This window comes from Streptomyces sp. NPDC031445 (assembly GCF_055581365.1).
The window spans coordinates 63664-78139 of sequence record NZ_JBVIJO010000003.1 but is presented as its reverse complement, the minus strand read 5'-3'; the positions used below and the strand labels follow the sequence as shown (position 1 = coordinate 78139).

The 14476-nt window shown below is 68.0% G+C and carries 13 protein-coding genes; 7 read left to right on the top strand and 6 right to left on the bottom strand.

What is annotated here, in order from left to right; translation table 11 throughout:
- Nucleotides 1-146 precede the first annotated feature (146 nt).
- A complete protein-coding gene (locus ACZ5DC_RS10610) occupies nt 147-1589 on the top strand; it encodes a CCA tRNA nucleotidyltransferase (RefSeq protein ID WP_468651422.1) in 1443 nt (480 codons plus the stop codon).
- 92 nt (nt 1590-1681) lie between these two features.
- On the opposite strand, the gene ACZ5DC_RS10605 is transcribed toward ACZ5DC_RS10610, so the two are convergent.
- The 3 genes from ACZ5DC_RS10605 to ACZ5DC_RS10595 form a co-directional block, all read right to left on the bottom strand.
- Nucleotides 1682-2944, bottom strand: a complete 1263-nt coding sequence (locus tag ACZ5DC_RS10605; RefSeq protein ID WP_468651420.1) for an MFS transporter — start codon at nt 2942-2944, stop codon at nt 1682-1684.
- Nucleotides 2945-3044: 100 nt separating this feature from the next.
- Nucleotides 3045-4127 carry an inositol-3-phosphate synthase gene (locus ACZ5DC_RS10600; RefSeq protein WP_468651418.1) on the bottom strand — a complete coding sequence of 361 codons (1083 nt, stop codon included), beginning with the start codon at nt 4125-4127 and terminating at the stop codon, nt 3045-3047.
- 43 nt (nt 4128-4170) lie between these two features.
- Nucleotides 4171-4854, bottom strand: a complete 684-nt coding sequence (locus ACZ5DC_RS10595) for a PadR family transcriptional regulator (protein WP_468651416.1) — start codon at nt 4852-4854, stop codon at nt 4171-4173.
- Nucleotides 4855-5637: 783 nt separating this feature from the next.
- Between ACZ5DC_RS10595 and ACZ5DC_RS10590 the strand changes: the two genes are divergently transcribed.
- A complete protein-coding gene (locus ACZ5DC_RS10590) occupies nt 5638-7953 on the top strand; it encodes a transglycosylase domain-containing protein (protein WP_468651414.1) in 2316 nt (771 codons plus the stop codon).
- Between the two features lie 129 nt (nt 7954-8082).
- Nucleotides 8083-9639 (top strand): glycosyltransferase family 87 protein, encoded by a 1557-nt coding sequence (locus ACZ5DC_RS10585; protein ID WP_468651412.1) that lies wholly within the window; start codon nt 8083-8085, stop codon nt 9637-9639.
- 64 nt (nt 9640-9703) lie between these two features.
- Here ACZ5DC_RS10585 and ACZ5DC_RS10580 read toward each other — a convergent pair whose 3' ends face one another.
- From ACZ5DC_RS10580 to ACZ5DC_RS10570, 3 genes are all read right to left on the bottom strand, one after another.
- Nucleotides 9704-10735 carry an alanine racemase gene (locus tag ACZ5DC_RS10580; RefSeq protein WP_366752762.1) on the bottom strand — a complete coding sequence of 344 codons (1032 nt, stop codon included), beginning with the start codon at nt 10733-10735 and terminating at the stop codon, nt 9704-9706.
- An 85-nt stretch (nt 10736-10820) separates the two neighbouring features.
- Nucleotides 10821-11939: a lipid II:glycine glycyltransferase FemX gene (locus ACZ5DC_RS10575; RefSeq protein ID WP_030640113.1), complete on the bottom strand. Its 1119-nt coding sequence runs from the start codon at nt 11937-11939 to the stop codon at nt 10821-10823.
- Nucleotides 11940-12059: 120 nt separating this feature from the next.
- A complete protein-coding gene (locus ACZ5DC_RS10570) occupies nt 12060-12374 on the bottom strand; it encodes a hypothetical protein (protein ID WP_468651409.1) in 315 nt (104 codons plus the stop codon).
- Between the two features lie 273 nt (nt 12375-12647).
- On the opposite strand from ACZ5DC_RS10570, the gene rpsF reads away from it, so the two are divergent.
- From rpsF to rplI, 4 genes are all read left to right on the top strand, one after another.
- The gene (rpsF, locus tag ACZ5DC_RS10565) at nt 12648-12938 is read left to right on the top strand and encodes a 30S ribosomal protein S6 (protein ID WP_014673750.1); all 291 of its coding nucleotides are present in this window, start codon (nt 12648-12650) and stop codon (nt 12936-12938) included.
- 80 nt (nt 12939-13018) lie between these two features.
- Complete coding sequence (locus tag ACZ5DC_RS10560; protein WP_468651407.1) at nt 13019-13609, top strand: single-stranded DNA-binding protein; 591 nt, start codon at nt 13019-13021, stop codon at nt 13607-13609.
- An 81-nt stretch (nt 13610-13690) separates the two neighbouring features.
- A complete protein-coding gene (gene rpsR / locus ACZ5DC_RS10555) occupies nt 13691-13927 on the top strand; it encodes a 30S ribosomal protein S18 (protein WP_003949403.1) in 237 nt (78 codons plus the stop codon).
- Between the two features lie 18 nt (nt 13928-13945).
- Nucleotides 13946-14392: a 50S ribosomal protein L9 gene (gene rplI, locus ACZ5DC_RS10550; RefSeq protein WP_030640106.1), complete on the top strand. Its 447-nt coding sequence runs from the start codon at nt 13946-13948 to the stop codon at nt 14390-14392.
- Nucleotides 14393-14476: the final 84 nt, after the last annotated feature.

Genomic DNA, 14476 nt, shown 5'->3' with positions numbered 1-14476 from the left:
CAACCGTGACCCGTCCCCTATATCCAGTATCGAGGGGAGAGCGGCCGTACGCCGCAAGAGCAGCGCTTGCACGGATATGCCGGGAGCTGTCCGCACCGCGTTATCGGGGCGCCCCCGGTCGCGCGAGGCACGTACCCTCTTCTGTTGTGCCGAACCCGAACGAAGACACTCCCTCTGCCCTGAGCCAGGCGCAGCAGCGCGCGGTCGCCGAGCTGCTGCGGGTGGCCCCCGTCGCCGACGATCTCGCCCGTCGATTCCAGGAGGCGGGCTTCTCGCTCGCCCTGGTCGGCGGATCGGTCCGCGACGCACTGCTCGGCCGGCTCGGCAACGACCTGGACTTCACCACCGACGCCCGCCCCGAGGACGTACTGAAGATCGTCCGGCCTTGGGCGGACGCCGTATGGGAGGTGGGCATCGCCTTCGGCACGGTCGGCGCGCACAAGGGCGGCTACCAGATCGAGATCACCACGTACCGGTCCGAGGCGTACGACCGCACCTCACGGAAGCCGGAGGTGTCGTACGGCGACTCCATCGAGGAGGATCTGGTCCGCCGCGACTTCACGGTCAACGCGATGGCCGTGGCGCTTCCGGCGAAGGAGTTCATCGACCCGCACGGTGGACTGGAGGATCTCGCGGCGCATGTCCTGCGGACACCGGGCACGCCCGAGGAGTCGTTCTCGGACGATCCCCTGCGCATGATGCGGGCCGCCCGGTTCGCCGCCCAGCTGGACTTTGAGGTCGCCCCCGAGGTCGTCACCGCCATGACGGAGATGGCCGGACGGATCGAGATCGTCTCCGCCGAGCGGGTCAGGGACGAGCTGAACAAGCTCATCCTGTCCGCGCACCCGCGCAAGGGCCTGACGCTGCTCGTCGACACTGGGCTCGCCGGGCACGTACTGCCCGAGCTGCCGGCGCTGCGACTGGAGAGGGACGAGCACCACCGGCACAAGGACGTCTACGAGCACACGCTGATCGTCCTGGAGCAGGCGATCGCGCTGGAGGAGGACGGTCCGGACCTCACCCTCCGGCTGGCCGCGCTGCTGCACGACATCGGCAAGCCGCGCACCCGACGCTTCGAGCAGGACGGCCGGGTCTCCTTCCACCACCACGAGGTGGTCGGCGCCAAGATGACCAAGAAGCGCATGACCGCCTTGAAGTACTCCAACGAGCTGGTGAAGGACGTCTCACGGCTGGTCGAGCTCCACCTGCGTTTCCATGGCTACGGAACCGGTGAGTGGACCGACTCGGCGGTCCGCCGGTATGTGCGTGACGCGGGCCCGCTGCTGAACCGCCTGCACAAGCTGACCCGCTCCGACTGCACCACGCGCAACAAGCGCAAGGCGGTCGCCCTGTCCCGGGCCTACGACGGCCTGGAGGAGCGCATCGCCCAGCTCCAGGAGCAGGAGGAGCTCGACGCGATCCGCCCCGACCTCGACGGCAACCAGATCATGGAGATCCTCGGCGTCGGTCCCGGCCCGGCCGTCGGCAAGGCGTACAAGCACATGCTGGAGCTGCGCCTGGAGAACGGGCCGATGGAGCACGACACCGCGGTGACGGCGCTCAAGGAGTGGTGGGCCGAGCAGGGCTGAGTCGGTCCGGGCGATGTTTCACGTGAAACAGACACCAGGGACGGAGGCACCGAGGGGCGATGTTTCACGTGAAACATCGCCCCTCGCTTTGTCTACCGACGCGCGAAACGGGCCAGCCCGGCGGCGATCACGCCATAGATGACGGCGACGAGAGTCACCAGTACGGTCGAGCGGCCGTCCGGCGGGAGCATCAGGGCCGCCACTCCCGCGGCGCCGACGAAAGCGACGTTGAAGAGCACGTCGTACACGGAGAAGACCCGGCCGCGGAATCCGTCTTCGATGCAGGACTGGACGATCGTGTCCGTGGCGATCTTGGCGCCTTGGGTGATCAGGCCCAGGACGAAGGCCGCGACCATGAGGGGTCCGGCCGTGAAGGGCAGACCCAGGGCGGGTTCCAGCACCAGGGCCGCGCCGGAGCACACGATGATCCAGCGGAGGGGACCGAGCCGGCCCGCCGCCCACGGCGTCACCACGGCCGCCGCGAAGAATCCCGCGCCGGACAGCGCCAGCGCTGCCCCGAGGAGTCGCAGCCCTTCCTCGGGAGTGTCGGCCAGGGCGTAGCGGCAGAGCATGAGCAGCAGGACGAGGAGGGCGCCGTAGCAGAAACGCATCAGGGTCATCGCGCCCAGGGCCCAGGCCGCCTCCCTGCGTCTCGGCGTGGCCAGGTGGCGCATGGCCGCCAGCAGTTCGCGCGCCGTCGTGGCGAGCGCCGCGCCGAGAGGGGGCCGGGCCGGGTGCCGGTCGGGGCCGAGGAGGTCGGGCGCCAGGCGGAGGGACGCGAGGCTCGCGCACAGGTACAGGAGGGCGCCGAGCAGCACCACTGCCGCGTCGGAGTCCGATGCGACGATCCGTACGCCGAAGGCCAGGGCTCCGCCGACGGTCGCGGCGAGGGTGCCGGCGGTCGGGGAGAGCGAGTTGGCCAGCACCAGGCGCTCGGTGTCGACGACGCGCGGCAGGGCGGCGGACAGCCCGGCGAGGACGAAACGGTTGACGGCCGTAACACACAGAGCGGACACGTAGAACAGCCAGTCGGGAGCGTGGCCGAGCATCAGCACGGCGGTGGCCGCGGCCAGCAGGGCACGCAGCAGATTGCCGTACACGAAGACCTGCCGGCGGCGCCAGCGGTCCAGCAGGACACCGGCGAAGGGCCCGACCAGTGAGTAGGGGAGCAGCAGGACCGCCATCGCCGAGGCGATCGCGGCGGCCGAGGTCTGCTTCTCCGGGGAGAAGACGACGTACGCGGCGAGCGCGACCTGGTAGACGCCGTCGGCGCCCTGGGACAGGAGGCGGACGTACAGCAGCCGCCGGAAGTTGTTCAGGCGCAGCAGGACGCGCAGGTCACGGACGACGGGCATGGGTCACACCCTCACACATGCGGAAGGTCCCCGGGTCACGGGACCCGGGGACCTTCACAGCCCTGGCAGGAGCGTTCTCGTGCGAGCGGCGCCGGACGTCTTAGCGCTCGACCTCACCGCGGATGAACTTCTCGACGTTCTCGCGGGCCTCGTCGTCGAAGTACTGGACCGGCGGGGACTTCATGAAGTATGAGGACGCGGAGAGGATCGGGCCACCGATGCCGCGGTCCTTGGCGATCTTCGCGGCGCGTAGCGCGTCGATGATGACACCGGCGGAGTTCGGGGAGTCCCAGACCTCCAGCTTGTACTCCAGGTTCAGCGGGACGTCACCGAAGGCACGACCCTCCAGGCGGACGTAGGCCCACTTGCGGTCGTCCAGCCAGGCCACGTAGTCGGACGGGCCGATGTGGACGTTCTTCTCGCCGAGGTCCCGGTCGGGGATCTGGGAGGTGACGGCCTGTGTCTTGGAGATCTTCTTGGACTCCAGGCGCTCGCGCTCGAGCATGTTCTTGAAGTCCATGTTGCCGCCGACGTTCAGCTGCATCGTGCGGTCGAGGATGACACCGCGGTCCTCGAACAGCTTCGCCATGACGCGGTGCGTGATGGTGGCGCCGACCTGGGACTTGATGTCGTCACCGACGATCGGCACACCGGCCTCGGTGAACTTGTCCGCCCACTCCTTGGTGCCGGCGATGAAGACCGGGAGGGCGTTGACGAAGGCGACCTTGGCGTCGATGGCGCACTGGGCGTAGAACTTCGCCGCGTCCTCGGAGCCGACGGGCAGGTAGCAGACCAGGACGTCGACCTGCTTGTCCTTCAGGACCTGGACGATGTCGACCGGCTCGGCGTCCGACTCCTCGATGGTGGCGCGGTAGTACTTGCCGAGGCCGTCGAGGGTGTGGCCGCGCTGGACGGTGACACCGGTGGTGGGAACGTCGCAGATCTTGATGGTGTTGTTCTCGGAGGCGCCGATGGCGTCCGCGAGGTCGAGGCCGACCTTCTTGGCGTCGACGTCGAACGCGGCGACGAACTCGACGTCGCGGACGTGGTAGTCACCGAACTGCACGTGCATCAGGCCGGGGACCTTGGACGCCGGGTCGGCGTCCTTGTAGTACTCGACTCCCTGCACCAGCGACGCGGCGCAGTTGCCCACGCCGACGATGGCTACGCGAACCGAACCCATTCCGGTTGCTCCCTGTGTGTACGAGTGAGGCCCTGACTGGGACTCACGTGGCGGTGTCGTCGGGCGTATCCGTCCGCGGGGTGTCCCCGGAACGGGGCAGGCCGCCCGTCGATCCAGTGGTGGTGTCCTGCTGAGCGGGCCCCCCGGACGCGGAACCCTTCAGGTCCCGTCCGGCCCGCTCGCTCTCGATGAGCTCGTTCAGCCAGCGCACTTCGCGCTCCACGGACTCCATCCCGTGGCGCTGGAGCTCAAGTGTGTAGTCGTCGAGGCGCTCCCGGGTGCGCGCCAGGGAGGCGCGCATCTTCTCCAGGCGCTCCTCCAGGCGGCTGCGCCTGCCCTCCAGGACGCGCATGCGCACATCGCGCGAGGTCTGCCCGAAGAAGGCGAACCGTGCGGCGAAGTGCTCGTCCTCGTACGCGTCGGGACCGGTCTGCGAGAGCAGTTCCTCGAAGTGCTCCTTGCCTTCCGCGGTCAGCCGGTAAACGATCTTGGCGCGGCGTCCGGCGAGGGGAGCGGCGAGGGCGTCGTCGTGGGTGTTCCCGGGTTCCTCGATCAGCCAGCCGCTGGCCACCAGCGTCTTGAGGCAGGGATACAGCGTTCCGTAGCTGAACGCGCGGAACACACCCAGTGACGTGTTGAGTCGTTTGCGCAGCTCGTAGCCGTGCATCGGGGACTCCCGGAGCAGGCCGAGCACGGCGAACTCAAGGATGCCGGAGCGCCGGCTCATCGTCGCCTCCTCTCGGTCCCGCAGGTCCGTCCCACAGGTCTCGCACTGCCTGGCAGCGTCTTTATCTCGTGCTGATGTATCGACTCGATACATCAGCACGATAGAACGGCCTACCGCACGCGACAAGGGGGTCGGTGGTGAACGGGATCACATCACTGTTTCGTTGGAGGCAACTTGCCTGTTTTGGGGTGAACTTCGGAGCTCGGCGCGTTTTGGTGGTGCGTAGTCTGTGCGGCATGCACACCACCGGGAACCGCGTGATGCCTGGGGAGCGTCGTCGTCCCTGGTGCAGTACGGGTGAATGCAGGACCGACCACATCCGTACTTCGGGGGGACCGGAAATCAGCCGCCGTTCCAGGCGCGCACGGGTGCGCCTGCCCGAGGAGTAATCGTTCGATGAGCGAGCACCGTCGCAAACCGCCGCAGCCGCAGGGAGGCGGACGTGCCGCGGCCCGACGCGGCCAGTCCGGTCCGTCCTCCGGCCGCCGTGCGGCACCGCGAGGCGCCACCGGGTCCCCTTCCGACTCCTATGGGTCCCGTTCCCCGGGGTCGGAGTCCGCTGACCCGGGAAGTGAGGAGCGTGCCTACGGCGGCCGTGCCGAGGCCCGCCGTGCCGCCCAGAGAGGTGGCCGACGCAGAGCGGCCGACAACGCCGGCGGCCGGCGCGGCGGCCCGGGCGGGCCGACCGGTCCCGGGCGCGGTAACGGCCGCGCGACGACCGCGCCCGGCAAGAAGCGGTTCATCGACTACCCGAGGGCCGGCAAGTACGGCTGGCGACGGTGGGTGCCGTCCTGGAAGCTGGTCAGCGGGCTGTTCATCGGCTTCGTCGGCAGCCTGGTGGTGATGGTCGGCGTCGGCTACGCGATGGTCTCCATCCCGAACGAGAACGACGCGGCCAAGTCGCAGAACAACGTCTACTACTGGGCCGACGGCAGTCAGATGGTGGCGACGGGCACCGGGGTGAACCGGCAGAACGTCACCATCGACAAGATCCCCGAGGCCATGCAGTGGGCCGTGATCTCGGCGGAGAACAAGAGCTTCTACGACGACTCGGGCGTCGACCCCATGGGTATCGCCCGAGCCCTGGCGAACATGGCCCGGGGCGGCCAGACGCAGGGTGGCTCGACGATCACCCAGCAGTTCGTGAAGAACACCTACCTGAGCCAGGAACAGACGGTCACCCGCAAGTTCAAGGAGATGTTCATCTCCATAAAGGTGGGCACGAAGCTCGACAAGAAGCAGATCCTGCAGGGCTACCTGAACACCTCGTACTACGGCCGGGGTGCCTACGGCATCCAGGCCGCCGCGCAGACCTACTACGGCGTGAACGCCGTCGATCTCAAGCCGAGCCAGTGCGCCTTCCTCGCGGCCCTGCTGAAGGGCCCGACGTACTACGACCCGGCCGGCAACGCCGACCTCGACCCGTCGGCGAACGCCACGGACAACCTGCGGCGTTCCCAGGAGCGCTGGGCCTGGATCCTCAGCGAGATGCACAAGGACAAGCACCTCAGCGATGCCCAGTACCAGGTGGCCAAGAGCAAGTACCCCAAGCCGCAGGGCCGCAAGGCGACCAAGAACATGACCGGCCAGATCAGCTACCTCGTCGACACGGCCAAGAAGTACGTCCTGAACCACTCCAAGATCACCGAAGCGCAGTTCGACCAGGGCGGCTACCAGATCTACACGACCTTCGACAAGAAGAGCGTCAACGCCCTGAGCGCGGCCGTGAAGAAGGTCCAGAAGGAGCGCCTCGACCCGAAGCGCCGTGATCTGGACAAATACGTCCAGTTCGGTGCGGCATCGGTGGTGCCGAAGGACGGTGCGATCGTCGCGCTCTACGGAGGTGACGGCTACGAGAACGGGCACTTCACCAACAACGCCGACACGTCCGGTGTCCCCGTCGGTTCGACGTGGAAGCCGTTCGTCCTGGCCGCGGCGATGGAGTACGGCACCTACAAGTCCGACGGTGAGGGCCTCTCACCGCTGAGCAAGTACAACGGCAACGACAAGCTCAAGGTGAGGAACCAGGACGGGAGCTACGTCCTGAACAAGGACGGCTCGGTCTTCTACCAGCGCAACGAGGGTCCCAAGCCCTGGGGCTACATCACGCTGCGCAAGGCCATGGAGCAGTCCATCAACACCCCGTTCGTGCAGCTCGGCATGGACGTGGGGATGTCGAAGGTCCGAGACGTCGCGAGGGCGTCCGGCATCCTCGACTCGAGCTTCGCCACGCTCAACCCCTCCTTCGCCATCGGCACCTCGACGCCGAGCGCGATCCGTATGGCCGACGCGTACGCCACGTTCGCCGCGTCCGGCCAGCACACGGATCCGTACTCGGTGACGAGCGTCAAGAAGGAGGGTCAGGAGCTGCCGGGCTTCACCAAACCCAAGCGGAAGCAGGTGATGCCGGAGAACGTGGCCAACAACGTCACGGACACGCTGGAGAACGTGGTCCAGAACGGTACGGGCCAGAACGCCAAGGCGCTGGGACGTACCGTGGCCGGCAAGACCGGTACCACCGACAGCAACAAGTCGGCCTGGTTCGTCGGCTACACCCAGCAGCTGTCGACCTCGGTTGCGATGTTCCGAGAGAACCCCAAGGACCACGAGCTGCTGTCCATGAACGGCACGGCGGGTGTGGACTCCATCCACGGTGGTGACATCCCGACGCTGGTGTGGACCGAGTACATGAAGGCCGCACTCAAGGGCAAGAACGACCCCGGCTTCCCGGACCCCACCGAGATCGGCAAGGTCCAGGACGAGCTGGGTGCTCCCTCCCCGACCCCGAGCGTCACCATCACGCCGAGCGAGACGCCGAGCGACTCGCCGACTCCGACGCCGAGCGTGACGACCACCTCACCGTCGCCGACGCCGAGCGAGTCCTGCCAGCTCGGCTGGGACCCGAACTGCAACGGCAACGGAAACGGCAACGGAAACGGAAACGGCGGGGGCAACGGCAATGGCAACGGAGGCCTGGACACGGGTGGTGTCGACGGAGGCGGAGGCGAGTCGCCGACACCCACGGCCACGGACACGACCGGCACCGGTAACACCCGAGGAAACGGCAACGGGGGCTTCTTCGGGGGCCAGAACGGCTGACCCGGCGATCTGACCGGTTGGCGACCATATCGCCCACCAAGGGTGTTTCACGTGAAACATGGGCCGCCGCACCCACCAGGTGCGGCGGCCCTCGGTGTTTTCCCAGCCGGGTACGGCAGGATGTGCCCCATGCCCAGTGCAGAGATGACGCCCGCGAGCATGCACGAGCCCGAGTCCGTGCGGTCCGCCGTGGCGGAGCCGGTGCAGCCGACCAGGGAGGACGAGGTCGCCGCCGCCGGCAGTGAGCTGATCGGTGGTCCCCTGGGGCGGCATGCCCTGCTGGGAACCTCCTGGTGGACCCCCGTGCGGGTCGTGGCGCTCGTGGCGATCGGCATGTTCGCCCTCGGCCTGGTCCAGAAAGCACCCTGCTACCACAGCGGCTGGTTCTTCGGAGCGAGCAGTCAGTACACGCACGCCTGCTACTCGGACATCCCGCACCTCTACCAGGGCCGTGGGTTCGCCGACCATCTCGTGCCGTACTTCGACAAGCTCCCCGGCGACATGGACTACCTCGAATACCCGGTGCTCACCGGGCTGTTCATGGAGGTGGCCTCCTGGCTGACCCCGCACAGCGGGAGCATCCAGCACCAGGAGCAGTGGTACTGGTTCGTGAACGCCGGGATGCTGATGGTGTGCGCCGCCATCATCGCCGTGTGCGTGGCCCGTACCCACCGCCGGCGCCCCTGGGACGGTCTGCTGGTCGCCCTCGCGCCCGCCCTCGCGCTGACCGCGACCATCAACTGGGACCTGCTGGCCGTGGCGCTCACGGCCGCCGCGATGCTGATGTGGTCCCGGGGCCGCGCCCTCGCCTTCGGTGTCCTCCTGGGACTCGCCACGGCCGCCAAGCTGTATCCCGTACTGCTGCTGGGGCCGCTGCTGGTTTTGTGCTGGCGGGCGGGCAAGTGGCGCGCGTTCTTCCAGGCCGCGTCCGGCTCGGTGGTGGCCTGGCTCGTGGTCAACCTACCCGTGATGATCACGCATGACGCGACGGGCTTCCACATCCGCGAGGGCTGGGCGAAGTTCTACACCTTCAGCAAGGAGCGCGGCGTCGACTTCGGCTCCTTCTGGCTGATCTGGGCGCAGAACTCCAGCAGCCCGCCCACCACCGAGTTCGTCAACACCGCCGCCACGGTGCTGGTGGTCCTGTGCTTCCTCGGTGTCGCCGCGCTGACGTTCACCGCCCCGCGCCGGCCGCGCTTCGCCCAGCTGGCCTTCCTGATGGTGGCCGCCTTCATCCTCACCAACAAGGTCTACTCCCCGCAGTACGTCCTGTGGCTGGTGCCGCTGGTGGTCCTCGCCCGGCCCAAGTGGCGGGACTTCCTGATCTGGCAGGCCTGCGAGGTGGCGTACTTCCTGGGTATCTGGCTGTACCTCGCCTACACGACCAGCGGAGACGCACACAAGGGCCTGCCGACGCAGGGCTACCACTGGGCGATCGTCGTGCACCTGCTGGGCACGCTGTACCTGTGCGCCGTCGTCGTGCGGGACATCCTCATGCCGGAGCGGGACGTGGTGCGCCGGTCCGGCGACGACGATCCGTCCGGCGGAGTGCTCGACGGTGCCGAGGACGTGTTCGTGCTCGGCGCGGAAGCCCGTCCCCCGCACCACGCCGACCACTTCGAGGGGCCTCAGGTGGACTGGGGCCGGCCGGAGACCCTGACCCAGGAAGACCGCCGTTCGCTCTGAGCGAACACGTGGAAGGCCGTATCCGGGAGCACCGGATACGGCCTTCTCGTCGTTCTCGACGGGCTCAGCGGTCCACGAGACGGTCGAACTGGGTCGTGGTGTGCCGCAGATGGGCGACCAGCTCGTCGCCGACCTTCGGCTCGGGGGCGTCCGAAGGCACGAACAGGATCGACACCTGCATGTGCGGCGGCTCGGCGAACCAGCGCTGCTTGCCGCCCCAGACGAACGGGGAGAGGTTCCGGTTGACCGTGGCGAGCCCCGCCCGGGCGACGCCCTTGGCGCGCGGCATGACGCCGTGCAGGGCCTTCGGGGCCTCCAGACCCACCCCGTGCGACGTTCCGCCCGCCACGACCACCAGGAAGCCGTCAGAGGCCGCCTTCTGCTGCCGGTAGCCGAACCGGTCGCCCTTCGTCACACGCGTGACGTCCAGGACGGCACCGCGGTACTCGGTGGCGTCGTGGTCCCCCAGCCACAGCCGCGTGCCGATGCGGGCGCGGAACCGGGTCTGCGGGAACTGCTGCTGGAGCCGGGCCAGGTCGTCCGCCTTGAGGTGGCTGACGAACATCGTGTGCAGCGGCAGCCGTGCCGCACGCAGCCGGTCCATCCAGCCGATGACCTCCTCGACGGCGTCCGAACCGTCGGTGCGGTCCAGCGGCAGATGGATGGCGAAGCCCTCCAGCCGGACGTTCTCTATGGCCTGGTGCAGCTGGGGCAGGTCCTGCTCGCTGATGCCGTGCCGCTTCATCGAGGACATCACCTCGATGACGACACGGGCGCCCACGAGGCCGTACACGCCGTCGATCGACGACACCGAGCGGACGACCCGGTCGGGCAGCGGCACGGGCTCCTCGCCACGCCGGTACGGCGTGAGCACGAGCAGGTCGCCGCTGAAGAAGTCCTTGATGCGCGCGGCCTCGTAGGTCGTGCCGACGGCGAGCAGGTCGGCACCGAGCCGGGTGGCCTCCTCCGACAGCCGTTCGTGCCCGAAGCCGTAGCCGTTGCCCTTGCAGACCGGGACGAGTCCCGGGAACTGCTCCTGCACGTGCTTGTGGTGCGCCCGCCAGCGCGCGGTGTCGACGTAGAGCGTGAGCGCCATGGCCGGACCCGGAACCTTTCTCGTGGCTGCGGTGAATCAGAGGTGTGAGAGCTGTGAGGGCTATGGAACCAAACGCCCGCGCGGCTCAGCGCCGCGACATGTAGATGTCGAGCGCCTTGTGGAGCAGCTTGTTCAGCGGGAAGTCCCACTCGCCGAGGTACTCGGCGGCCTGGCCGCCGGTGCCGACCTTGAACTGGATGAGACCGAAGAGGTGGTCGGTCTCGTCCAGCGAGTCGGAGATGCCGCGCAGGTCGTAGACGGTGGCGCCGAGCGCGTAGGCGTCGCGCAGCATCCGCCACTGCATGGCGTTGGACGGCCGGACCTCGCGGCCGATGTTGTCGGAGGCGCCGTAGGAGTACCAGACGTGCCCGCCGACGATCAGCATGGTCGCTGCCGAGAGGTTCACCCCGTTGTGGCGGGCGAAGTACAGCCGCATGCGGTTGGGGTCCTCGGTGTTGAGGGCCGTCCACATGCGCTGGAAGTACGACAGCGGGCGGGGCCGGAAGTGGTCGCGGACGGCCGTGATCTCGTACAGCCGCTGCCACTCGGGCAGGTCCTGATAACCGCCCTGGACGACCTCGACGCCGGCCTTCTCGGCCTTCTTGATGTTGCGGCGCCACAGCTGGTTGAAGTTCTTGTGGACCTCTTCCAGGGAGCGGTTGGCCAGCGGCACCTGGTAGACGTACCGGGGCTGCACGTCGCCGAAGCCGGCACCGCCGTCCTCGCCCTGCTGCCAGCCCATGCGGCGCAGCTTGTCGGCCACCTCGAAGGCGCGCGGCTCGATGTAGTCGGCCTCCAGGTCGCGCAGGCGCTTGACGTCCGGGTCCTGGATGCCCCTCTTGATCGTGTCGGCGTTCCAGCGGCGGATGATCACCGGCGGGCCCATCTTCACGGAGAAGGCACCCTGCTGCTTCAGGTGCGCCAGCATCGGCTGGATCCAGTCGTCCAGGTTCGGCGCGTACCAGTTGATGACCGGGCCCTCGGGCAGATAGGCGAGGTAGCGCTTGATCTTGGGCAGCTGGCGGTAGAGGACCAGGCCCACGCCGACCAGCTGGCCGCTCCGGTCGAACCAGCCGAGGTTCTCCGAGCGCCACTCCGCCTTCACATCTGCCCATGCCGGGACCTGCATGTGGCTCGCCGCCGGCAGGCTCTGGATGAAGGCCAGATGCTGCTCGCGACTGATGGTCCTCAGGGTCAGGCTCATTCGGGGCGCTCCTCGGGCTGGTGTGTCCCCATGGGTACAGGGGCTCCGGCTCTCGCGCCGAAGCCTACTGCGCCTGGCGAGCGCCCCGACTGGGCGTACGGGGCTTTGAGCCCGGTGAGGTCAGCTGATGACCCCGCCGAACAGGCCGCCGTGGGCCATGCCGATCAGAAAACCGACTCCGGCGGCGCCGAGACCCAGGACCAGACCGAACCGCTGCCGCGTGGTCACCGAGATCCACTGTCCGTACACGCCCGTGGCCAGTGCCACCAGGCCCGCCCACGAGGACAGCAGGTGAAGGCTGTGAAAGAAGGACGTGATGAAGGACAGCAGGCCCAGGACGAACGTCACCGCCATCAGGGTGTCCTGAAGCGGATGGGGCTTGCCGTCCGTGGCGAAGAGGGAACCGGCGGTGTTGGGTCGCAATGCCTGTGCCATGGGCACCTCCTGCGGAAGGCGGCGCATCGTAGCGCCGTACACACCCGATGTGTACAGATTGTCGGGGACGACGGACGGATTTCAACCGGAAGCGTGGGTGCGGGTAGTCTGTACCGTCTGCACTGGTGTCTGCCCAGACCTGTCCAGGTCACACTGCGGGCTTCCCTGAGGGAACCCCGATTGTCAGTGGCGGCCGATACCGTTGCGTACGCATCACAACCCTCCTGCCACGGAACGACCGTGGCCGCTGAGTCCAAAGGAGGTGGGTTCCACATGCGTCACTACGAGGTGATGGTCATCCTCGACCCCGATCTCGAGGAGCGCGCTGTCTCCCCGCTGATCGAGAACTTCCTGTCCGTCGTCCGTGACGGCGGCGGCAAGGTTGAGAAGGTCGACACCTGGGGCCGTCGTCGTCTCGCCTACGAGATCAAGAAGAAGCCCGAGGGCATCTACTCGGTCATCGACCTGCAGGCCGAGCCTGCGGTCGTCAAGGAGCTCGACCGCCAGATGAACCTGAACGAGTCGGTCCTCCGGACCAAGGTCCTCCGTCCCGAGACCCACTGAGCCCTCCCGCTCAGCTGATCCCGGGATTCGAGTAGCAGCAACAAGCAGCCAGAGCAGCAAACCCGCCGAGAGGTTCCCCCATGGCAGGCGAGACCGTCATCACGGTCATCGGCAATCTTGTCGACGACCCCGAGCTGCGCTTCACCCCGTCCGGTGCGGCGGTCGCGAAGTTCCGCGTCGCGTCCACTCCCCGCACCTTCGACCGCCAGACGAACGAGTGGAAGGACGGCGAGAGCCTCTTCCTGACCTGCTCGGTCTGGCGTCAGGCGGCGGAGAACGTCGCCGAGTCGCTCCAGCGAGGCATGCGCGTCATCGTGCAGGGCCGGCTGAAGCAGCGGTCCTACGAGGACCGTGAGGGCGTCAAGCGCACGGTCTACGAGCTGGACGTCGAGGAAGTCGGCCCCAGCCTGCGCAACGCCACGGCCAAGGTCACCAAGACCGCCGGTGGCGCTCGCGGTGGCCAGGGCGGTTACAGCGGCGGTGGCGGCCAGGGTGGCGGTGGCTGGGGCGGTGGCCCCGGTGGCGGCCAGCAGGGCGGCGGCGCTCCGGCCGACGACCCGTGGGCGACCGGCGCTCCCGCCGGTGGCAACCAGGGTGGCGGCCAGGCTGGCGGCGGCTGGGGCGGAGGCTCCGGCGGCGGTGGCGGCTACTCGGACGAGCCCCCCTTCTAAGCCTTCGGGCCAGGCCTTCAGGGCCGGTCCGGGTCGAGGGCGGGTCGTATCCCAACTTCTTGATCACACAGGAGAAACACCATGGCGAAGCCGCCTGTGCGCAAGCCGAAGAAGAAGGTCTGCGCTTTCTGCAAGGACAAGGTCACGTACGTGGACTACAAGGACACGAACATGCTGCGGAAGTTCATTTCCGATCGCGGCAAGATCCGTGCCCGCCGCGTGACCGGCAACTGCACGCAGCACCAGCGTGACGTCGCCACGGCCGTCAAGAACAGCCGTGAGATGGCGCTGCTGCCCTACACGTCCACCGCGCGCTAAGGGAAGGGTGACCGACTCATGAAGATCATCCTCACCCACGAGGTCTCCGGCCTCGGTGCCGCGGGCGACGTCGTCGACGTCAAGGACGGCTACGCTCGCAACTACCTCATCCCGCGGAAGTTCGCTATCCGCTGGACCAAGGGTGGCGAGAAGGACGTCGAGCAGATCCGTCGTGCTCGCAAGATCCACGAGATCCAGACCATCGAGCAGGCCAACCAGGTCAAGGCCCAGCTCGAGGGCGTGAAGGTCCGTCTGGCCGTCCGCTCCGGCGACGCCGGCCGTCTCTTCGGTTCCGTCACCCCGGCCGACATCGCGTCCGCGATCAAGGCTTCCGGTGGCCCCGAGGTCGACAAGCGCCGCATCGAGCTGTCCGCTCCGATCAAGACCCTGGGCGCCCACGAGACGTCCGTGCGTCTGCACCCCGAGGTTGCCGCCAAGGTCAACGTCGAGGTCGTCGCGGCCTGATCGCCGCGTGATCGCCGCGCTCGCTTGAGCCGGTGAAAGGGGCCGCACCCTTCCGGGGGTGCGGCCCCTTTCTCATGATCCCTT